We start from the raw sequence: 23,873 nt of genomic DNA on the forward strand, positions 1-23,873 counted from the left end.
AGGATTAAGTTTTCAACAACGAACAACGAACAACGAACAACGAACAACGAACAACGAACAACGAACAACGAACAACGAACAACGAATTTTGAACAATTACAAACACACCAACTACAAAAACACGAAAATTTCTTATACTGATGCAGGAAAAGGCACTGCGGTAGTTTTATTGCACGGTTTTTTGGAAAACAGTACGATGTGGAACTATTTGGCGCCGGTTGTAGCACAGAAAAATCGTGTGATTTGTATTGATTTATTGGGTCACGGTCAAACGGATTCTTTAGGTTATGTCCACACAATGGAAGATATGGCGGATGCCGTTCACCAAGTTTTATCGGAATTAAAAATAAGAAAAGCGGTTTTTGTTGGGCATTCTATGGGTGGTTATGTGGCTTTGGCTTTCGCTGAATTATATCCAGAATTCATGAAAGGTTTGGTGTTATTAAATTCTACTTCTCGTGCGGATAGCGACGAACGTATTACAAATAGAACTCGTGCCATCAAAGCAGTAAAACAAAATTATGTAGCAGCTGTTCGAATGAGTATTGCGAATCTATTTTCGGAAGAAAACCGAGAAAAACTAATTGAACAAATTGAATGGGTAAGAAATGAAGCTTTACAAACACCTTTGCAAGGAATTATAGCCGCTCAAGAAGGCATGAAACTGCGAAAAGACCGTGAAGTATTGTTGCATTTTGCTCCTTATCCTATCATGCTAATCTTAGGAAAAAAAGATCCTGTTTTAAATTACGAAGATAATTTAGAACAAATTGAAGGCACCAATGTCAAACTAATAACTTTCAACGACGGACATATGAGTCACCTCGAAAATCAAGCCGAATTGGAAAAAGTTATGGTTGGGTTTTTGAAATCTTAACCGCAAGGAACGCAAAGGTTTTCGTGAAGCTCGCAAATTATATATTTTTATTTTTGGCCACGAATTGCCGAATGAATCTTAAATATTATTACTTTTTATTCGAATAATTATCTACTTTGTCGATACGAATCTTTACAAACAAAATTAGAAATTCGAGAATTCGTGGCTAAAACTATTTAATTATTTCTTTAAACGAAATCAATGGATTTAAAATTTCTTGAATTAAAATCACCAATTCTTCCGTAAAATTATCTAAGAATTCTTGCGTAATAATCGTTTCATTAATCGCGTTTTTTCCACTTCCTATTTTAAATGTAAAAGGTAAAAATCCACCTTTCATATTTTTAAAAGAAAAAATTCCAACTTCTACATTATAATTTTGTTTTATTGGATCATTCTGAAACATCAAAGCGTAACACAACAATTGTATGATTTTATCATTAGCTAGATCTAGTGTTAAACCTTCAAAAGTGTTGATTTTTAATTTGTTCGCTTCTACTTTTCCAGTTTTATAATCGATGATTCGAATGGTATTATTTCGCAATTCAATTCTATCTACTTTTCCAGCAATTCGTATTGGGAATGGTAAATTTGGATGTACAATTTCGGCAGAATGCTCTTTCTCTAAAGACAAAATAAAAAGTTCGTCACCGTTTTCAATGTTTTGTTTTTCCTGAAGTAAGAAGTTATAAATATTACGTTTGGCGACTTCAAAAGCAATTAAATTTTTCCCTTTTTTGATTTCACCTTCTTTATACACTTCCACAAATTTTTCTAAGGTAAACACTTCAATATTCTGAATCATCACATGAATATCTGACGTTTTAATTTGCGTGCTTGTTCCTTCAAAAGGTTGATACATTTTTTCTAGAACCTCATGAATAATCGTTCCTAAAGTATTTGCTGCTACATTTTCTTCCACTTCTTCATTTTCACGAACACCTAAAATTCGTTGGTAATAAAACTGAATTGGATTTCGTAAATAATTAGTCAAAGCAGATGGTGAAAATCCTTTTATTGTCGCAATTTCTTTTAGACGGTCTAAAATCGGTTGCGTTTTTAAAATCTCCATGGGTTGGTAAATCGTATCCGGTTTTATGGCGTTATAAAACACTTTTTTGAAATTATGATTCGGTAAATGTTCAATCTCCAATTGGGTGATGAAACGACTTTTTTCACCCGCATCAATTCCTTCCGAATGCGTGTTGTACAATAAGTAAATATTTTTCGCACGTTGCAACAAACGGTAAAAGTGATAGGTAAAAATGGCATCACGTTCTTTGTACGTTGGCAAGCCTTTTTCCAATTTTACATCATGTGGAATAAATGAATTATTCGATTTTCCGCCTGGTAATTTTCCTTCATTAAGAGAAGTAATAATTACATTTTCAAAATCTAAAACACGACTTTCCAAAATTCCCATAATTTGTAAACCTTGTAACGGTTCCCCTTCAAAAGAAACTTGTGCTTGATCGATAACTTGTTTATAAATTGAAAAAAGGATTTCTAAATTTTCAATATTATGATAAGTTTCGTAGTAATTCGTAATTTTTATAACGATGTTATAAATCGAAAATACAAATGCTTTCGTAACTTTATCTTGCTCGTTTTGATTACTTAAATGTTCCTTTATGTAAATTAGAATCGCTTTTAATTTTTCTAGAATTTCTTCTACAGAAGTATTCCAATCAAAAAATAAAAGAGAAACCAATTGGTTTTCTTGCAAGTTATATTTCGAAAATAAGTCTGCTAATCGGTTACTTGTAATGAAAGTTAAATTCGAGTTTTTTATGATTTTAACCACTTCATTCGCATTCACACTAGAAACCACTAAAGGATTATTTAGGATTTCTAACACTTCTTTATAATAGAAAACACTTTGCTTTTTGTTTCTATTTTGTGCGTTTAAATGTAAATTGAATAACTTGTAAATTAGTATTTGCGCTGGGTTATTTTTACTTGGATAACCCATGGTGATGTTTAAATTTTCCACCTCAACCGGTAAAGAATTCAACAATGGAATTAAGATATTTTCTTCACTTAACACCACAGCCGTGTTTTGCAAAGAAGGATTTTCTAATGCTATTTTTTCAATGATTTTTCCAGCAATTTTAGCTTGTCCGATAGATTTTGGTGTTCCAATTACTTCAATATTTTTTTCATTGGAAAACTCGTTCATGATCCAATTAAATGGATTCGTTTCAAAGTGTTTCCACGAATTTTTAATTCTTCGTAAAAACAAACCGGCATCATGAAATTCATCTTTTAAGAAAACGGCGTCGATGTCCCAATAAACAGTAGCTTTTTTATTTTCTAATAAATATTTAATTATGGTTTCTTCGGCATTATTCAAAGCATTAAAACCGGCAAAAACAAAGGTTTTAATTTCAATATTCTTTGTGAAATCAATAATATTTTCCGCAGACTTTCTGTAAAGTAAACCTTGATAACCTACTTTTTTATTTAAAAGATGTTGTGTGAATTTTTCGTAATAATCAGGTAATAATTTCCAGAATTCTAAATGATTTTCCACCAATTTGGTTTGGTTATTAATGTTTGGTGTCCAATGTTTGATGCGTTCAATATCTAATAAATAAGAAAATATTTCATTTTGATTGACTAAGTAGCGGTCAATTTCATTGAAGTCTTGAAGTAAAGTAACTGCCCAACCCGAAAATTTTTCAAAATCTTGTTGTTTGGATTTCTCTGTAATATCTAAATAAACGATATAAAACTCAAATAAAAGTTCAATATTATCTAAAGCCCTTAACTGTGCAATATCTTCAATTAAGGATTCAATACTAATGATTTGAGGTGCTAAAAAAGTTTCTGCAGATTGTTTTTTTAATTCTTCAATTAAAAAAAGTTTTGCTCTTTTATTGGGCAAAACGATGTTTGTATTGTATAGTGTTGTAGAATTATTGGTTAATAATTCTTTTGCCAGTTTAGATAAAAAAGATGCATCCATGGCAATAAAGATAAAAAAAAGGCCTCAATAAATTGAGACCTTTTTTAAATATTATTAGAGAAAAATTATTTTACTAATTTAACTTCTACTCTTCTGTTTTGAGCTTTACCAGCTTTAGTTTTGTTAGAAGCAACTGGTTTAGTTTCTCCGTAACCTTCAGAAGTTAATCTGTCAGCAGCAATACCATTTTCAATTAAGTAAGTTCTTACAGCAGCAGCTCTATCTTTAGATAATTGCAAGTTCATTGCATCTTTACCATCAGCATCAGTGTGACCTTCTAAAGCAAACTTAGCAGTTGGGTACTCTTTTAAGATAGCAACCATAGCTTGTAATACTGGGAAAGTTTGTTTTTGGAACGATGCTTTTGCAGTATCAAATAAGATAGTTTTAGCATAGTCATTTAATTTTTTCATTGTATCTTCAGATACTTCAGGACATCCGTTGTTAGCAACAGTTCCAGCAACAGTAGGACATTTGTCATCTTTGTCTAAAACTTTGTCACCATCTGTATCAGGCCATGGACAACCAGCGTTATCTTTAGGACCAGCGATAGTAGGACATTTGTCATTTTGATCAGCAACACCGTCACCGTCAGCATCAGGACATCCGTTTAATACTGGTAAACCTGCTACATCAATACATGCATCATCTTTATCAGCAACACCGTCACCGTCTTGGTCAGGACAACCATTCATTTCTGGAGTACCAGCTTCTTCAGGACAAGCATCAGCTGAATCTTGAATTCCGTCTCCATCAGTGTCAGGACAACCTTGGAAAGCAGCTAAACCAGCAACATCTGGACAAGCGTCTTCAGCATCGATAATACCATCATCATCTCTATCTTTAGCACCGAATTGGAATTTTAAACCAGCTTGGTGGAAAATATGAGTTGGTACATCATTGTTAGGTAATCTTGTATCGTCGAAACCATATTTTAATGTAGAACCTAAAGTTAATGCTACATTTTTAGCAAACCATAAGTTTAATCCCCATCCTCCATTTACAGAACCAGCAGAAGCATCTCCGAAGAAAGTGTATCCTCCACCTAAGTGTAAACTTGGGTCAAACCATTTTGACTTTAATAAGCTTTTGAAGCTGTAAGTAATTGCTCCATCAACTCCGTAATAATTTAAATCACCAGGATTTCCTACAACGTGAGTGTTTTCAGTACCTTCATCGTGTTCTACCCATCTAGTAATTTTGTTGAATGATCCTGTTAAACCAAAACTGAAGTTTCCTCCAACATTTCTAGCAACATTTACATAAGAAACTGAAGGTACAATATTCCAGTTTCCTGATGGATTGTACAATTCTTCAAATCTAAGGTGGTCATTTCCTTTCATGCTTATCTTTGTGTCAACTGCGTTAACTCCGAAAGATACTGCCCATGGGTTTGTGCTGTCTTGAGCATTAGCTGCGAATCCAGCTAATAATAACGCCCCAGCAAATAGTTTGTTAAGATGTTTCATACTTTTTATTTAATTTAATTACAATGCGTTATAATACGAACAAAAGTAATATGTTTTTTGTAATTCACAAAACTTTTGTGCTTTTTTTCCTAATTAAAAGTTAATTAATGCTAATTTACTGAATAATACTTAGTTTTTTCCCAACAATAGTAAAGGATTCAATGGCTTTATCCAAATGTTCTTTTGTGTGAGCAGCAGACAATTGGACTCTAATTCTTGCCTTTTCTTTCGGAACAACCGGGAAAAAGAACCCAATTACATAAATTCCTAATTTTAATAATTCATCAGCCATCACTTGTGACAATTTCGCATCGTATAACATTACCGGTACAATTGCCGAATCGCCATCAATGAAATCTAAACCAGCTTTTCTCATTCCTTCTTTGAAATAATTCGTATTCCATTCTAATTTATCTCTCAAAGAATTGTCTTTTTTCAATAATTCGAATACTTTTAATGAAGCACCAACAATGGCTGGAGATAAAGAATTCGAAAATAAATACGGACGAGAACGTTGACGTAAAATTTCAATGACTTCTTTTTTAGCGGTTGTATAACCACCCATCGCACCACCTAAAGCTTTTCCTAATGTTCCTGTGATAATATCTACACGACCCATTACTCCTTTCGCTTCCATAGTTCCTTTACCAGTTGCACCTATAAAACCAGCAGCGTGACATTCGTCTACCATCACTAAGGCATCATATTTATCTGCTAAATCGCAAATTTTATCTAAAGGCGCTACTAATCCGTCCATAGAGAAAACACCATCTGTTACAATTAGTTTGAAACGATGTCCTGCTTCTGTAGCTTTAATCAATTGTTCTTCTAATTGTTCCATGTTAGAATTTTCATAACGGTAACGCGCTGCTTTACACAAACGCACTCCATCAATAATTGAAGCATGATTTAAACTATCCGAAATAATACAATCTTCTTCTCCTAATAAAGGTTCGAAAACACCACCATTCGCATCGAAAGCTGCGGCATATAAAATCGTATCTTCAGTTCCGTAGAAATCTGCAATCTCAGCTTCTAACTGTTTATGAATATCTTGAGTTCCGCAAATGAAACGCACCGACGACATTCCGAATCCGTGAGAATCCAAAGCGTCTTTTGCTGCTTGTACCACTTCTGGATGAGAAGACAATCCTAAATAATTGTTCGCACAGAAATTTAAAACCGTTTCACCATTTACAATTATTTCTGCACCTTGTGGCGAAGTAATAATTCTTTCTTTTTTATATAATCCGTTTTGTTGAATCGCATTTAACTCGTTTTGCAAATGCTCTTGAATTTTTCCGTACATAATATGGTATCGTTAGTTGTATTTTTTTTTACAAATGTATAATTTTTAATTCTTCTCCTATATATAGTAATACTTTTTTACTCACTTTTAGATTCATTTTTTCAATGACACGTGCATAGTTTTCAATTTGATTTTTATGTTTTTCTTCGGGTAAACCTGTTTTATAATCTATTAGGAAAGCCTCATTATTATGAATTACCAATCTGTCTGGTTTTAAATTAATTTCATTTGGTGAAATAATATTGTGTTCGGTAAAAACAGTATAATTCGGATTAAAGAAATCTTCCAATTCAGAATGATTGATAATTTGATTGATCTTTTCTTCGAAGATAACTTTCTGTGAATGTTGAATTAAACCTTCTTCCAAACTTTTTGTTAAGGCGAATTGCAAGTCGTTTTTAGTAATAATGTACGATAAAATCTGGTGTAAAATATTTCCGAATTCAATCGCATCTTGCTGTAACGTTCCCCACATTAAGGCTTCTTTTTTCGCAATTTTAATCGAAGAAAAATCTAATGCATTGGCAACCGCATGAATTTCAGCTTTGTTTTTAGAGAATAATTTTGGTTGCGATTTTCGTTCCGAATTACCGAAAACATATTCTTTTTGTTCGATAGAAAAATTGGCTTTTTGTTCCAAGAAATTGATGAAATACGTGGCTAATGTTTTTGAAGTTGAAATCTCGCCTTTTGCAGTGACTTTATAACTACTAATTATGTGTAACTGTTCTTCGGCACGCGTTAATGCTACGTATAAAACATTAATCGTGTCTAAAATTTCTTCTTGCGATTTGGTTTGATAAATTTCGTTGGTGGTGTCGTTATACTTTTCTAAAACTTTCGTGTTTTTCACCAAAGCTTGCGGCATATCCACACTTTCGTCTTCCATTGGAATCCAAATATTGTTGCTTCTCGGATTTAAACTGTCATCGGCAAACGGATAAATTACGACAGGAAATTCCAGACCTTTCGATTTATGAATGGTCATAATTCGGATCGCTTTTTCACCTTCTGGCGAGGGAATACTTTGTTTGAATCCGGTTTTTTTCCAATATTCTAAAAAATCGGCAATACTGGTTTGATATTTTACGTTTCGTTCCAAAACCAAATCCAAGAAATATTGCACATAAGAAATCGTAGTTTTATCTTTTAAAAAGACATGAACGATATTTTCAACCGCTTCGTACAACGATTTTTTTCTACAATTTTCGAAAGAAATCGCACAATTAAAATCGGCTAAATATTTTTCTAAATTTGTTTCCGACAAATCTTTTGTTTCCGAAATAAACTGATGAATTTCTGGTTTTGAAACCTTTTCTTTCGCCACATAATACAACCAATTTATTTTCGATTCTTGATTGTTCGCACTATCCAAATATTCTAAGAAATTGATAATGAATTTTACTTCCGAAGCATTCTGAATCAACAACGTTTCAGATGAAATAATGGGAATGTTATTTTCGGTTAAGAAATTCGCCAACAAAACACCATTTCTGGTTTTTCTTGTTAACAAAACAATGTCAGAATATTCAAATCCGTTCGCAATAGAATTTTGAATAATTTCTAAAGTTTTCGATAAATATTGTTTGTCTTTTTCGGTGATATTTTCATCATCGGCAATTTCATCGTTAATCTCAATATCGTCATTTAAAAAACTTACGGAGACGAATCCGCCTTTTTTCGAATTGACTTCCTGATTGGCCGTTTCTTGATATAATTTTTGATAGGCTTCATTCGTAAATTCACCAGAAAGAAACTGGAAAAATTGGTTGTTAAAATCGATAACTTCCGAATAACTTCTGTAATTTTTTGGTAGATTTTTAACGCATTTGTCTTTGTTAGAAAACGGATTTTCGTCGTTACTTAAATCGATAAATTGTTCCGCTTTTCCACCACGCCAACGGTAAATAGATTGCTTCGGATCACCCACAATCATTAATGAACCTTTTGTACCATCTAAATCTTCACTCGCCAAAGCATTATCAATTAATGGAACAAAATTTTCCCATTGCAATTGTGACGTATCTTGAAATTCGTCAATAAAATAATGACGGTATCTGTCGCCCAAACGTTCGTAAATAAATGGCGCTGGTTGGTCTTTAATTTCGTTGTGAATTATGGTATTGAAATCGGAAATCGACAACACGTTTTGGTCTTCTTGTAATTGCTTGTATTCTTGATAAATTACATTGATTAACGATAACGGAATCATGTTTTTGATGATCAAATCGAACAACGCATTTTCATTTTGAGCGCTGTAAATAATCGTTAATTTTTGTTTCCAAGAAGAAGCAAAACTTTCCACAACTTCTAAATTATTTGATTTTTTTGGAACGGTTATTTCTCTGGCGTTTACAAAATCGTAATCCGTTGCTTTTTCGTGAAACAAATTCACAATATGATTGTAAAAAGTACCGCGATCAAAATCATCTTTAGTTAAATTATTTGTGGTAAAATCGTCTAAAATCTTTTTAGAATTCTCTTTTATTTTTGATTTATTGCTTTCAATTTTCAGTTTAATTTTCTCGGCAATTTTTGTAAAATCCTCCACCGATTTATCACTTAATTTTCCGAAATTGAAAAAATGTTCTTCGTTTAAAATCAGTTTCGAAACTTCGTATAAATCTAAAGTCACATCCCAACTTTTATCGTCGTCGGTTTTATTTTTAGCGAAATTGATTAAAATATTAGTCAGTTGCTCATCTTCACCCGCTTTCGCAACGACTACATCAATGGCATTTTTTAATAATTCATCTGTGTCAAGTGTGACATCAAAATTTGTAGGTAAATTTAAATCGTGTGTAAACGTTCTGATGATTCGATGTGTAAATTTATCGATAGTTGAAATATCAAAAGCGGCATAATTATGAATTAAATTCTTTAATATTTTTCTAGATTTTAATTTGATAGAATGCACATCCAGCTTGATTTCGGAAGCAATTTCTTGTATGAAATCGGCAGTTTTTTCCGAAACTTCCTCTTCTGTAAAAGCGATTAAACTTTCTACAATTCGGCTTTTCATTTCCTCTACGGCTTTGTTTGTAAACGTAATCGCTAGAATTTTTTTATAGGCATCATTAGCAGGTGCGACTAACAAAATTTTCAAATATTCTTTTGTTAACGTGTATGTTTTTCCAGAACCAGCTGAAGCGTTATAGAGTTGAAATGCCATAAATTAGATTTCTTTATGAAAGTATTAAGACGCAAAAATTTTATTTTCAAAGTTAAAGTTATAAATTTGAAAATTATAATTAATCATTTAAAAATATATATCATGGCTTTTGAATTACCGCAATTACCTTATGCATATGATGCATTAGAACCACATATTGATGCGAGAACTATGGAAATTCACCATACAAAACATCATAATGCTTATACAACAAATTTAAATGCTGCCATTGCTGGAACAGATTTAGAAGGAAAATCTATTGAAGCGATTATGGCTAATTTAGATATGAACAACATGCCAGTTAGAAATAACGGTGGTGGTTTTTTTAACCACAATTTATTTTGGACAGTAATGTCTCCAAACGGTGGTGGTTTACCAACAGGTGAATTAGCTGCTGCTATTGACGCTGCATACGGAACATTTGATGCTTTTAAAGCGGAATTTGCTAAAGCTGCTGCAACACGTTTTGGTTCAGGATGGGCTTGGCTTTGTGTACAAAAAGGTGGAAAAGTGGAAGTTTGTTCTTCAGCAAACCAAGACAATCCATTAATGCCAGGAATTGGTTGTGGTGGAGCGCCAATTTTAGGTTTAGACGTTTGGGAACACGCGTATTACTTAAACTACCAAAACAGAAGACCAGATTACGTAGAAGCTTTTTTCAATGTAATTAACTGGGATGAAGTGACAAAACGTTTCAACGAAGCGAAATAATTTCATAAATATAAAATTAAAGCGTTCAAGTATAATTGGACGCTTTTTTATTATCTGTATATTTGCTTCTAATTTACTACTAAATGAGGATATTGTTTTGGATTTTGTTTTTATGTGCTTTTGAGGCGATGGCTCAGAAGAATACTATAAAGCAGGATGAAAACACCCAAAAATTAGTCGGCAATATCATTAGAATTCAAAATAACAACAATTTAAAAGCAACTGATTTTAGTTATTCTTTTTACGAAAAAGCAATTGTTTCTGCACATCCCGATTCTATTTCTGCAAGTATTGATACCGTTTTCAAAAACAAGAAAAAAACGAAATATGGAATTGATTCTTCTAGTTATAAATTCAAGAAAATCATTACCAAACAACATGTGTATCAAACCGAAAAAGTTTCAACCATTTCTATCGTAAAAGGCAAGAAAAAAGAAACTATTATTGGGCTGAAAATGGCGGGTTTAAAACAACCCGTTTACGAATTATTAGGACAAGAATTTATACCTTTTGATTTGAGTAAAAAATATCTAAAAATTTTACAATTTACATTCCAAAACCCATTCACTACAGAAGGTTCACGCAAATACAAATTTGAAATTACGGATACGATTACCACTCCAAAAGGCAAAGAAATCGTATTGCAATTTGAATCGAAAAAAAACATCTTTAAAACCCCAATAAAAGGTTCACTAACTGTCGATTTAAAAACATTTTCTATAACCAAAAGCACTTTTCTTATCAACAGCATTATCAATGTAAAAACCGAAACAATTTTTGGTTGGTTTAATAATGGGAAATCGTGGTTTCCGGTTTCGCAAAGTTTATTAGTGACTAAAGGAAAAGGCAAACACAATATTGATTTTCTGGGAGAAACCGTTCAGTTTGAAGAAATGACAAGTACTTCATCTAAAAAGTACGATTATTCAAATGATTTGTATGTGAAAATTAACCGAAATTTTACCGATTATAACTTCACCGAAAAACCAAAAAGACAACATTATCAAATTCATATTGACAAAAGTGCTACAAAACCCAATACCGTTTTTTTTAATACTATTGCCAATGATACTTTAGATACTCGTTCGCAAAACACCTATCAAACCTTAGATAGTTTGGTCACGGCAACCAAAATTGAAAGGAAAATTTATTTTGGAAAAAAATTGATTAACGGACAAATCCCATTTGGAATTGTAGATGTTCGTGCTAGAGATTTGTTTAAATTTAATAATTACGAAGGATTTCGATTAGGTATTGGTTTGTCTACTAACGACCGACTATCGTCTCATTATAAATTGTTTGGTTATGGTGCGTATGGTACAAAAGACGGTAAATTTAAAGGTCAAATTGGGAGTTCGTTTCGAGTTTCTAAAAATACGGATTCTTGGATTTCTGGTTCAGTTACAAATGATCTAACAGAATTTGCCGACTTGACGCTTTTGGCAGACAACAAACGTTTTAAACTTTTAGATCCGAGACCTTTTAATATTTCTACGTTTTATAACCATCAATCTTATGAATTAACTTTCGCTTCGAAATTTATATCTAAAGTAGAAACAACACTAAAAATAAATCGTTCGCGAATAAATCCTTTGTTCGATTACGAATATATTACACCGAGTAAATCCTATCACATTTACAACTTAACTTTAGCAACTTTAAGTTTAGAATGGTCGCCAAATAGTACTTTTTTACAAGCACCACAGGAAATTATGGAAGTTGAAAAAGGATATCCGAAAGTGATTTTACAAATGTCGCACGCCATTCCGAATTTTCTTAGCGATAACATCGAATTCACAAAAATTGATGCTAGAATTTATCAAGAGAAGAAACATTTATCAGGTCAAAAAACTTCATTTTTATTGCAAGCTGGTGTGAGTTTAGGCAACGCGCCACTTTCGCATTTGTATAGCGTTTCACCAAATAATTTAGATCGAGAAGCTATTTTAAGTCGAATTACTTTTGCGAATAAAACTTCATTTGAAACCATGTATTTTAATGAATTTTATTCGGACAGATATTCCCTTTTTCAATTGAAACATCATTTCAATAAATTGCAAATTTCAAAAAGCATCAAACCTACTTTAGTTTTGGGAAGTAAAGTTGCTTATGGTGATTTTTCACATCCAGTAAACCATAAAGGTATTGAATTTAAAACGATGGATAAAGGATTTTTTGAAAGTGGATTTGAACTACAAAACATTTACAACGGCTTTGGATTGTCAATCTATTACAGATATGGCCCGTATCAATTGCCGAAATTCGACCAAAATATTGCTATAAAATTGTCGTTTTCGTTGAATTTGGGGATTTAAATAAAGCCAATAGTGAACTTCAAAAACAACTTTCCAACTTTCCAAAAAACAAAACTCACTTAACTTATTTGGTTAAAAATATTTATATAATTCCTATCTTTTAAGTCAAATTAGGTATATAATTCGCCATAATTCTTACCTTTGCAGCCTAAATTTATATGATGACGAAGTGGTTAAACACCAATTTTTGGAATTTTGTAGCAAGTAAGCTTTTAAGAAATAGACATTGGGTTCTTTTGTTTATTGCGTTATTCACCATTTTTATGGCGACGCAATGGAAATACATCCGTTTTACTCAAACCGAAGCCAATTTATTACCCAACGACCATAAAGACAATATTGCTTACACTGATTTTTTAAAGAAATTTGGTGAAGAAGGTAATGTCATCATTTTTGCGGTTAAAAGTTCAGATGTTTTTAAACCAGAAACGTTTAAAGCTTGGAATAACATGATGGCTTCTATTGCTAAAAACAAAGAAGTCGATGGTGTTTTGTCATTTAATGAAATTTTAGATTTAGTTAAAAACGATTCCTTAAAAACCTTTCAAACCAAACCTTTCATAGATCAAAATAAAGTGGCTGATGCTGCTTATTTGAATGCGAAAAAACAAGATTTATTAAACAAAATGCCTTTTTACGAAAGCCTATTGTTCAATAAAAAAAGTGGTGTAGTTAGAAGTGTGATTTATCTGAAAAAAGACATAGTAAACAAACCAGAAAGAAAAGAATTCGTTTTAAACAAACTAATTCCAGCTATAGAAGAGTTTAAGAAAACGGCCAAAACGGACATAAAAGTTTCGGGAATGCCTTATATTAGAACCATGAATGCCAAAGCGATTATTAGCGAAATTGGCTTATTTATTGGCGCGACTTTATTAGTTACTTCGTTGCTTTTCTATTTCTTTTTCCGTTCGTTTCGTACGACCATGATGGCACTTTTTGTGGTGATGATTGGTGTGATGTGGTCTTTCGGATTTTTAGGATTATTACGATATGAAATTACCGTTTTAACCGCTTTAGTTCCTTCGTTAATCGTCATTATTGGAATTCCGAATTGTATTTTCTTAACCAATAAATACCATCAAGAAACGCGTGCGCATGGAAACAGAGCAAAAGGTTTACAACGTGTTTTAACGAAAGTTGGAACCGCAACTTTTATAACGAATGTTACAACAGCTGTTGGTTTTGCTACATTCATTATTACCGACAATAAATTATTGCAAGAATTTGGTATCGTAACTTCGATAAACATCATGGCGCTTTTTGCGTTGAGTTTATTCGTAATTCCGATTTTCTTCAGTTTTATGCCGATTCCAAAAGCGAAACATTTGGAACATTTGGAACGCGGTTATTTAGTCAACTTCAAAAACTGGATTATCGACCAAGTAAAATACCACAATGTAAGAGTGTATGGAGTTGCTGTTGGAATTTTAGTTATTGGAATTATTGGAATTTATAAAATCAATATTTCTGGAAGTATTTTAGAAGACATGCCAAAAAGCACTCCGTTTTTTGAAGACATTCGTTTCTTTGAAAAGGAATTTAAAGGCGTTTTACCTGTAGAAATTTTAATTGACACGAAACGTAAAAAAGGCGTGATGAAAATTTCAACTTTGAAAAAAATGGACGAGTTGCAATCCGAAATTGAAGCGATTCCAGAACTTTCTAAACCGGTTTCTATTGTCAATTTGGTGAAATTTTCGAAACAAGCGTATTATAACGGAAATCCAGCTTTTTACGATTTACCAGATTCGCAAGAACAAGCTTTTATTTTACCTTATTTGAAAAATTCGTCGAAAGACAGCAAAAATAATCCACTAAAAAGTTATGTAGATTCTACTGGGCAATATGCTAGAATCTCGACTTTTATGAGAGAAGTCAGCACGGATGAAATGGTGAAAGTAGAAGAAAAATTACAAGACCGAATCAATAAATTATTCCCGAAAGAACGCTTTACAGTTACCATTACAGGAAAAGCTTTATTATTCCAAAAAGGAACGAGTTATTTATTAGAAAATTTAATTGAATCGCTACTTTTTGCTTTGGCATTAACGGGAGCTTTAATCTTTTTCTTATTCCGATCAGTGAAAATGATTTTTGTGGCATTGATTCCGAATTTATTACCGTTGTTAGCAACAGCTGGATTAATGGGTTATTTAGGCATTCCAATTAAGCCATCAACTATTTTGGTTTTCGGAATTGCGTTCGGACTTTCCGTAGACGATACGATTCGATTCTTAGCGCAATACCGACAAGAATTAGTTCGAAATAACTGGAAAATAAGAAAATCAATTTTCGCAACATTAAATGAAGAAGGTCCAAGTATGTTTTATACTTCCTTCGTATTATTGTTTGGATTTTCAGTATTTACTTTATCGGATTTCGGTGGAACAGTTGCCTTAGGAGGTTTAGTTTCCATCACGTTATTATTTGGAATGTTAACCAATTTAATTTTATTACCGAGTTTGGTTTTATCTTTAAACAGAAGTTTAGCTAACGAACAAGAATTGAAAGAACCAAGAATAGATATTTTAGAAAATGATGACGACCCAGACGCTGTGGTTGAAGAAAAATAAACTTTTTTGAGATACTATTTAACACAGATTATCAAAAATTTACACTAATTAATTCGTGATAATCTGTGAAATTTGTGTTTAATATTTAAAATATATTTGAAAAAATAAATGAAAAATTTAATCGAAGAATTACAATGGAGAGGCTTAGTTCATGATGCCATGCCAGGAACAGAAGAGCAACTTTTAAAAGAACCAACAGTAGTTTATATTGGTTTTGACCCAACTTCAGATTCGTTACATATTGGAAGTTTAGTGCCGATTATTTTATTGATGCACTTGCGTAAATTCGGACATAAGCCGTTTGCTTTAGTCGGCGGTGCAACAGGAATGATTGGTGATCCATCAGGAAAATCAAACGAAAGAAATTTATTAGACGAAGCCACTTTAAATCATAATGTAGAAGGAATTAAAGGGGTTTTATCTCGCTTTTTAGATTTCAATGCTACCGATGCGCAAGCACCAGTTTTAGTGAACAATTACGATTGGATGAAAGATTTTTCATTCATTGATTTTGTTCGTGAAGTGGGAAAACGTATTACGGTAAACTACATGATGAGTAAAGATTCTGTAAAAAAACGTTTGTCTGGTGAAGGCGAAGGAATGAGTTTTACAGAGTTCACCTACCAATTAATTCAAGGATACGATTTTTACCATTTACACAAATACCACAATTGTAAATTGCAAATGGGAGGAAGTGATCAATGGGGAAATATCACGACTGGAACAGAATTAATCCGTAGAATGAACGTAGATTCTGAAACGGAAGGAAAAGCTTTCGCAATGACTTGCCCATTAATTACAAAAGCGGATGGTTCTAAATTCGGGAAATCGGAAAAAGGAAACATTTGGTTGGATGCGGATAAAACATCTCCATACGAATTTTACCAATTTTGGTTTAATACAACAGATGTTGATGCAGAAAAATACATTAAAATTTTCACGTTCTTAGATAAAGCTACGATTGATGCCTTATTAGCAGAACATGCTGAAGCTCCTCATTTACGTGTCTTACAGAAAAAATTAGCGGAAGAATTAACCGTAATGATTCACGGTGCAGAAGAACACGAAAAAGCGGTTTTTGCTTCTCAAGCGTTCTTCAAACCAACGGTGGACGATTTAAAACTATTAGATTTAAAAACGTTAGCGGATGTTTTCCAAAGTTTAGACCAAGCAGAAGTTTCTCTAGCAGAAATTGAAGCAGGTTACCCAATTGTAGATGCCTTTGTAAAATCAGGATTTTTATCTTCAGGAAACGAAACCAGAAGAGCATTAAAAGAAAATGCGGTTTCTGTCAACAAAGTAAAAGTGACAGAAGAATACGTAATTTCTACGAACGTTTTAATTGCCAACACCTTCGTTTTATTACAAAAAGGAAAAAAGAATTATTATATTTTAAAAGTGGTGTAAGCTGGTTTTAAGTAAAATTCAAAAGCCGTTCTGAAATGATTCAGTACGGTTTTTTTTATGACATTCATCAAATAAAAATTAGAGAAAAAGTGTGGTTTACTTTTTCCAAAAAATAAACAATTTTTCCAAAAAACAGAAAAAAATACAAAACAAAAAAAGTTAAACTATTGATTTTCAATGGCTTATGTTTGGGTACAGGATTTGTATCAAGATTAAAACACTAAATTTCAATATCATGAAAAAAATAGTACTCTTAATTGTTTTATATTTCGGAATAGGTAATGCTTATGCAACAGGTGAACCTTCTACTTATTTTCAAATCTATGTAGCTCCTAATGCAGATGCTGTTCAAAGAAACGTATGTTTAATCGTAACTGCTATTTCCGATAACACGGAATTCCAAATTATTGACGATGGCGCTGATGGCGACACGGATGATTCTAAAACAGGTATTTTAAATGCTGGACAAAGTTATATTTTATACATTAAAGATAATGGTATAAATGACGATGCTCGATATGCTTCAGGAGGTGTTTTAAAATGGGATGGTGATTACTTTATCATAAAATCTAATCAATTGGTTTATGCTTCTCAAAGTACTAACAGTGATTGGCAACATGATTGGGTTCCTAGTGTAGACAAAAGTTCCATCGGACAAAAATTTATCATCTATGCACCAATGATTACTTCTTCAAACAGAGATGTTAATGTTTTTGCTTATGAAAATAATACTGTGGTAGATTTCTACAAAATTTCAACACAAGCAAAAACAAATACTGGATTTACAGATGTGAATTTTGAAAAGCCAGTAAAAGTATTTTCTAAAACCTTAAATATTGGTCAAGATTTAATTTATAGTTCCACTGAAGGTAGAAATGTTATGATTTCTGGAGAAACCTATGTGATCATTTCAAATAAACCAGTTACTGTTCAATATGGATCTCTTTTTGGAAATGAAAGAGATGGTGGAGGTTATGTACCTACCTCAAATGGAAGTTCTTCAGGAGATTTAATGTACTTTGCTGTTCCCTATCAAGCAGCAGGTGAACAAGAAATTAGAATCGTAAGTTGGGACAATACCAATACTGTTCAATTAGATCGATTTGTAAATGGAAGTTGGGTGGCCGTAAAAACTTTAACATTAAACAGATTAGTTGCTGGTGATTGGGTAGGAAAATCTAATGGTAATGTATCCTATCCAAACGTATTTCGAGTAACTTGTTCTGCGGGTAAAAAAGTCTCGGTTTTTGAAGGAAATTGGTTTGAAACAGGTTCTCCTGGTACTTCAGATATGGCCACGATGGTTTCCTCAGAAAGCGGTACTACAGCAGGTAAAAATTTTCTAACTTATGTTCCACCTCCAGGAAATGAAGTAAATGTTACAAATCCTTTAACAGGATTAAAGTATGGCGGCGCGTTTTCTCACTTATATTTATTTTCTAAAACAGGCGCAACAGTTACAGTGAAAGATGCGTATACTAATGGAACAAAGTTTTCAAAAACATTTACCATCTTACCAGAAAAATATGCAGATTGCACGATAAGTTTAGCAGAATGGAAGGCGTTTTATAATGGGACTGGTACGAATGTAGGACCAGAAAAACCTTACTTACTTATTACAAGTGATCAAAACATTTCAGTGTTAAATAGCAACTTTAACGACAACTGGATGTGTTACACTGGAAGTTCTTTAGGACATTCTTTTAAACAAACTTGTACCATAAATAATAGTGCCTTAATTCCAGCGCAACAAGCTGTAGTAGTTTCACAAATAAATACAACTGCTGATATTGTTACACCAGCAATTGAAGTAATTATTCAAGATGGTTTAAAAGCGGTAGAATCTAAACTAATATATCCAGATCAATCCTTTACTTTAGGAACCATAACAGAATCTAATGATAAAATAAAAGTAGAATTTAATAATTTACCAACTTTAACAGCCAATTCGAGTTATGAAGTTCAAACAAAAGTTGTAGGTACAGTAGGTGCGAATAATGGTGAATTAATAGGTTCAACCTTAAATTCTACAGTCGAAATTAAAGTTACAGGGAGAATTGATGGTGAAATCCAACAATCTGTTATTGCAAAATCAGTAACGGTACAAACTACTAACACGTCTAATTTAATGTTTTCAAAATTAGAAGATCCAGTATTTAATTCTTTATCAAGTAATTCATGGACTATTAGTTGGATAGACATAAATAATGATGGTTGGGATGATATTTATGTTACGGACATGGGTACAACAGCACCTAATAAAATATTCATGAATAATCAAATTGGTGGGTTTACAGCTGGACAAGTGATGCCAGAAGATGGTGTTTCTATGACAAATACTTGGGCAGATGTAGACAATGATGGTGATGAAGACTTATTAGTTTTAAACAATGGTAGAAATACAAATAAATTCTATCGAAATGACAATGGAAACTTAGTGGCTGATAATTCAAAATCATTTACTCAAGATATTTCCTATTACCATGGTGGTGCTTTTGCAGATTATGATCATGACAACAAAATAGATGTGTTTATGTGTAATTATTTTCCAACAAAATATAATGAATTACACAAAAATACTTCAGATGGAAATTTCTCTAAAGTAGTTTCAGAAGTTATTCCTTTAGAAGCCAATTCTTCTTTAGGTCCAACTTGGGCAGATTATGATCAAGATGGATTCTTAGATTTATTTGTACCTAACGGATCTGGAAATAAAAATTCATTATTTCACAATGATGGAAATGGCACCTTTTCAAAATCAAATATTATTATAAATCAAGAAGGTGGAAAATCTGTGGGAAGTTGCTGGGGAGATGTGGATAATGATGGTGATTTAGATTTGTTTGTAGCCAATTCAAACAGTTCAACTAATTTTTTCTATAAAAATTTAGGGGATGGAACTTTTGAAAAAATTACGAATTCAATTATTAATCAAGGCGCTAGTTCTCATGGTTGTAGTTTTGCAGATATTGATAATGATGGCGATTTAGATTTATTTGTTACTAACGATAGAATTAGAAAATTTTTATATCTAAATGATGGAGCTGGAAATTTTTCAGAAAACAGAGAAGAAGCCATTACGTATAATTTCGGATTGTCATTTGGACATTCTTGGTCTGATTTTGATCATGATGGTGATTTAGATTTAGCTGTAGCTACTCATTCCAATCAAAAAAATTACATTTTTAAAAACAATGGAAATACGAATAATTGGTTACAAGTTAATTTGATTTCAACTGTAAGTAATGGATCTGCTATTGGTGCTAAAATTAAAGTTTCTACAACGGAAAGTAATCAATTTAGAGAAGTTAATAGTCAAAGTGGTTTTGGAGGACAAAGCAGTTATACGCAACATTTTGGATTAAAAAATACAGCTGTGATTGACACTATAACAGTAACATGGCCAAGTGGAATTATTCAGACTTTAACAAATGTAACGGCAAATCAAATTCTTCAAATTACAGAACCTCAACAAACAAAAGTAACTGGAGTGGTTTATTTTGATGTAAATTCTGATGGACAAAAACAAACAGAAGAGCCAATTATTTCAAGAGCAGCTCTAAGTATCATGCCAACAGAAACGAAAACATTTTCGAATAACAATGGTGTTTTTACATTTTACACTGATCAAAATAATGCTCAAATTAAAGTTTTAGCAGAAAATGGTTTACAAGAAAGTACTGTTCCTATGAGTTATAATTTAGTAAATTACAGTAGTACTGACACCATAACTATTGCAGCTTCTACCATTTGCTCAAATGCAGATTTAAAAATAAACATGGGCGGAACAGCAATTCGAAAAAGCTTTACAAATAATCAGTTTAGAATTGTAGCTTCAAATCAGTCAAGAAATGGAATTTCTAATGCAGTTGTGAGTTTTATCGTACCTTCTACTGTAAGTATTCAGAATTCAAGTGAAACTATTTTTCAACAAGAATCGTTTTCAGAAAACGGAGAAAACTTCTTAAGATATACTTGGCAAATAAGTGCTTTAAACGCTTTTGAAAACAAAACTATTAACTTTACAACAAGTCATACTTCGGCTGTTCAAATTGGGAATGAACTTACATTTAAATGTGATATAAATTCTGCAAATTCAGATTGTGATCTGTCTAATAATAGCATAACTCAAAAATATCTTGTTTACGGTGCTATCGATCCAAACGATATTTTAGTTTCTCCAAAAGGGTATGGCGAAGAAGGTTATATATTACCTAACCAAGAATTGACATATACAATTAGATTTGAAAACATTGGGAATTTTCCAGCACAAAAAGTAATCATTGTGGATGAATTACCAAGAGAAATAGATAGTAGCACATTTAAACTTGTAGCTTCAAGTCATGAAAACCATAGTATAGAAATTGTTGGTCAAAAAATTACATTTATTTTAAATGATGTGTATTTACCTCCAACTTCTGAAGATGCTACAAAAAGCCAAGGCTATTTTACTTTTGTTGTAAAACCTATATCAGGGATAGCAGCAGAAACTAAAATTGAAAACAAAGCTACGATACAATTTGATACGTACTTGCCTTTAGTTACCAATACGGTTTTAAACACCATTCAATCTAAAGAAAAAGAAGCAGATTTTGTTGTTGTAACATTATATCCAAATCCAGTAAATGATGTCGCATTTTTGGGATTACAACATCAAAAAGGAGAAGAGTTTACAACTAAAAAAATCACAAAAGCAGAAATCATAACCCTTCAAGGATTAACTGTAATGACAGCATATTTTGACGCTTTAGATGAAATCAGAATGAATTTACCAATCGAATTTAAAGGAATTTACCTGGTTCGAATTACGGATACTGATGGTATAAACTATGTAAGAAAAATGATGGTAAGATTTAGAGAATAACTGTTTGAAAAAACATTTAGTTAAACAAACACAAAGCCGTTCTGAAACTAATCAAAACGGCTTTTTTGTTATTAATGTGGTAATTTATTTTTAAAGTAACCGTAGCACCATACACCAAAAACAACACTCAAATAAACTACACCAACCACTAAAAAGCCAGCGCCTATTTGTGCATATAATGCTCCTGGACAAGAACCTGTAATGGCCCAACCAATTCCAAAAATTAATCCACCATAAATTTGACCTTTGTTGCTTTCTTTTTCTTCAAAAACAATATCATCACCTGAAAAGGTTTTGATATTAAATTTTTTAATAATAAAAATAGATAACATCGCAACAATAACGGCTGTTCCAATTATTCCATACATAAAGAAAGATTGCAAATGAAACATTTCTTGAATGCGAAACCAACTAAAAATTTCGGCTTTAACGAAGATAATTCCGAATAAAATTCCAACTATTAAATATTTTAAGTTTTTCATTTTAGATAAATTTAAAGATTATTGGCAATATAACATTCGCCGTAAAAAACCCACCAATCATAAAACAACACGTTGCAATAAGCGAAGGTAATTGAAAGGTTGCTAAACCCATTATAGAATGTCCGCTTGTGCAACCACCAGCATATCGTGAACCAAATCCTACTAGAAAACCTCCAACCACAAAAAAGAAAAATCCTCTTAATGTGAATATGTTTTCTACTGAAAATATTTGTATTGGCATCGATTGACTAAAATCAGTAATTCCGTATTCTGCTAAAATTTCTTTAGTGGTTTCAGTAATTACGATTTCGTTTGGATTCGTTAAGAATTGTGCAGCAATGAAACCTCCTAATAAAATTCCTACCACAAAAAAAAGATTCCAAATTTCTTTTTTCCAATCGTATTTAAAAAAGGGAATGTTTTTAGGAATACAAATAGCGCAAAGGTGTCGCATGGAAGAAGAAACACCTAATTTTTTATTACCAATCAATAATAATGTTGGCACAATTAATCCGATTAATGTGCCCGCCACAGCCCAATGCCAAGGTTGCTTAATAAGTTCTAACATAAGTATAGTTTAAATTATTACTTCTTTTATAATGATATAAATTCCAGTTAGTAGTACAAACCATCCAAAAAGTGGTTTTAATTTTTCGTTTGTTATTTTTTTACTTAAATACATGCCTATAAAAATTCCAATTACAGCAAATGCGGTGAAAAGCAATAAGAAATTCCAATCTATTTTTGTTGAAGTTATACTACCTAAAAATCCTATTAAAGAATTAAAAACAATGATAATTAAAGAAGTGGCTACGGCCTTTTTCATAGGCAATTTTGCCGTAAACAGTAAAGCTGGTATGATTAAAAACCCACCACCAACTCCAACAAAACCAGTTAATAATCCAACAAAAAGACCTTTAAAAATTAAGTTGTTGTGATTGATTTTCGAACTATCATTTTCTGTCATTTTTCTTTTTTGAATCATGGAAAAAGAAGCCAAAATCATCAATACAGAAAACACTAACATAATTAGTAAATCTGTTGTAAGTGTAAAATTTGAAATAGTTAGAAGTTCATTTGGCAATAACGGCACTATAAATTTGCGCATCAAAAAAACAGAAATCACACTTGGCAAACCAAAATATAAGGCTGTTTTATAATCGAGTAATTTGTGTTTGGCACCGTTAATACTTCCTGCCAATGCAGAAACGCCAACAACAAAAAGAGAATACGTAGTAGAATCACTTGGAGAAACATGAAATACATATACCAAAATTGGAATCGTAAGTATGGAGCCTCCACTGCCAATAAGACCAAGAGAAATGCCTATTAAAATACTTAATATAAAACCAATTATTTCCATATAAAACAGGTTATTTCAAATTATCTAAAACTTAAGCTAAAGTACAAATTTAAGTAGATATTAAATGAGGCATTGTAACAATTGTTACTATGATTAGAATTGTTTTACTTAAAATTAAAAGCCGTTCTCAAATGAATCAGAACGGCTTTTTGTTTAATCTTTTACGCTTAATTTGACTAAAATATCTTCCATTAAACACCATTTTGTGATGGAAGATTGTAATAAATTAGCACCCACAAAAGCTGTGAACCATAACCAATTTGGGTTGACATAAATGGAAAGTAAAATACTAATTAGTACAAAACTTCCTGCGATGGCTCTGATGATTCTGTTTTTCATAATTTGTTTATTTAGAAACCT

The 23,873-nt window shown here is 32.1% G+C and carries 14 protein-coding genes; 6 read left to right on the plus strand and 8 right to left on the minus strand.

The genetic code is table 11. From position 1 onward, the window contains the following. Positions 1–85 precede the first annotated feature (85 nt). A complete protein-coding gene (locus tag G6N05_RS10205; RefSeq protein ID WP_394351473.1) occupies positions 86–877 on the plus strand; it encodes an alpha/beta fold hydrolase in 792 nt (263 codons plus the stop codon). A gap of 172 nt (positions 878–1,049) precedes the next feature. Here G6N05_RS10205 and G6N05_RS10210 read toward each other — a convergent pair whose 3' ends face one another. The 4 genes from G6N05_RS10210 to G6N05_RS10225 form a co-directional block, all read right to left on the minus strand. Continuing rightward, positions 1,050–3,845, minus strand: a complete 2,796-nt coding sequence (locus tag G6N05_RS10210; RefSeq protein WP_166128184.1) for a PD-(D/E)XK nuclease family protein — start codon at positions 3,843–3,845, stop codon at positions 1,050–1,052. 65 nt (positions 3,846–3,910) lie between these two features. Further along, positions 3,911–5,314, minus strand: a complete 1,404-nt coding sequence (locus G6N05_RS10215; RefSeq protein ID WP_166128188.1) for an OmpA family protein — start codon at positions 5,312–5,314, stop codon at positions 3,911–3,913. A 115-nt stretch (positions 5,315–5,429) separates the two neighbouring features. Then, positions 5,430–6,623: a glycine C-acetyltransferase gene (kbl, locus tag G6N05_RS10220; protein ID WP_166128193.1), complete on the minus strand. Its 1,194-nt coding sequence runs from the start codon at positions 6,621–6,623 to the stop codon at positions 5,430–5,432. 28 nt (positions 6,624–6,651) lie between these two features. After that, positions 6,652–9,795 carry a UvrD-helicase domain-containing protein gene (locus tag G6N05_RS10225; protein ID WP_205729757.1) on the minus strand — a complete coding sequence of 1,048 codons (3,144 nt, stop codon included), beginning with the start codon at positions 9,793–9,795 and terminating at the stop codon, positions 6,652–6,654. Between the two features lie 102 nt (positions 9,796–9,897). Between G6N05_RS10225 and G6N05_RS10230 the strand changes: the two genes are divergently transcribed. From G6N05_RS10230 to G6N05_RS10250, 5 genes are all read left to right on the plus strand, one after another. Next, positions 9,898–10,506 carry a superoxide dismutase gene (locus G6N05_RS10230; RefSeq protein ID WP_166128196.1) on the plus strand — a complete coding sequence of 203 codons (609 nt, stop codon included), beginning with the start codon at positions 9,898–9,900 and terminating at the stop codon, positions 10,504–10,506. Positions 10,507–10,589: 83 nt separating this feature from the next. Next, a complete protein-coding gene (locus G6N05_RS10235) occupies positions 10,590–12,821 on the plus strand; it encodes a DUF5686 family protein (RefSeq protein ID WP_166128200.1) in 2,232 nt (743 codons plus the stop codon). Between the two features lie 161 nt (positions 12,822–12,982). Next, positions 12,983–15,397, plus strand: coding sequence for an efflux RND transporter permease subunit (locus G6N05_RS10240; protein WP_166128203.1), 2,415 nt, complete (start codon positions 12,983–12,985; stop codon positions 15,395–15,397). A 108-nt stretch (positions 15,398–15,505) separates the two neighbouring features. Continuing rightward, positions 15,506–16,804 carry a tyrosine--tRNA ligase gene (gene tyrS / locus G6N05_RS10245; protein ID WP_166128207.1) on the plus strand — a complete coding sequence of 433 codons (1,299 nt, stop codon included), beginning with the start codon at positions 15,506–15,508 and terminating at the stop codon, positions 16,802–16,804. A gap of 235 nt (positions 16,805–17,039) precedes the next feature. Then, positions 17,040–21,668 (plus strand): FG-GAP-like repeat-containing protein, encoded by a 4,629-nt coding sequence (locus tag G6N05_RS10250; RefSeq protein ID WP_166128211.1) that lies wholly within the window; start codon positions 17,040–17,042, stop codon positions 21,666–21,668. Positions 21,669–21,739: 71 nt separating this feature from the next. On the opposite strand, the gene G6N05_RS10255 is transcribed toward G6N05_RS10250, so the two are convergent. The 4 genes from G6N05_RS10255 to G6N05_RS10270 all read right to left on the minus strand — a co-directional run bounded on the left by G6N05_RS10255 (position 21,740) and on the right by G6N05_RS10270 (position 23,852). Further along, positions 21,740–22,150, minus strand: a complete 411-nt coding sequence (locus tag G6N05_RS10255; protein ID WP_166128215.1) for a YeeE/YedE thiosulfate transporter family protein — start codon at positions 22,148–22,150, stop codon at positions 21,740–21,742. Between the two features lies 1 nt (position 22,151). Then, positions 22,152–22,718: a YeeE/YedE family protein gene (locus G6N05_RS10260; RefSeq protein ID WP_166128220.1), complete on the minus strand. Its 567-nt coding sequence runs from the start codon at positions 22,716–22,718 to the stop codon at positions 22,152–22,154. Positions 22,719–22,727: 9 nt separating this feature from the next. Beyond that, a complete protein-coding gene (locus G6N05_RS10265; protein WP_166128224.1) occupies positions 22,728–23,513 on the minus strand; it encodes a sulfite exporter TauE/SafE family protein in 786 nt (261 codons plus the stop codon). Positions 23,514–23,666: 153 nt separating this feature from the next. After that, a complete protein-coding gene (locus G6N05_RS10270) occupies positions 23,667–23,852 on the minus strand; it encodes a YgaP family membrane protein (RefSeq protein ID WP_166128227.1) in 186 nt (61 codons plus the stop codon). Positions 23,853–23,873: the final 21 nt, after the last annotated feature.

The organism is Flavobacterium bernardetii (genome assembly GCF_011305415.1).
Lineage (GTDB): Bacteria > Bacteroidota > Bacteroidia > Flavobacteriales > Flavobacteriaceae > Flavobacterium > Flavobacterium bernardetii.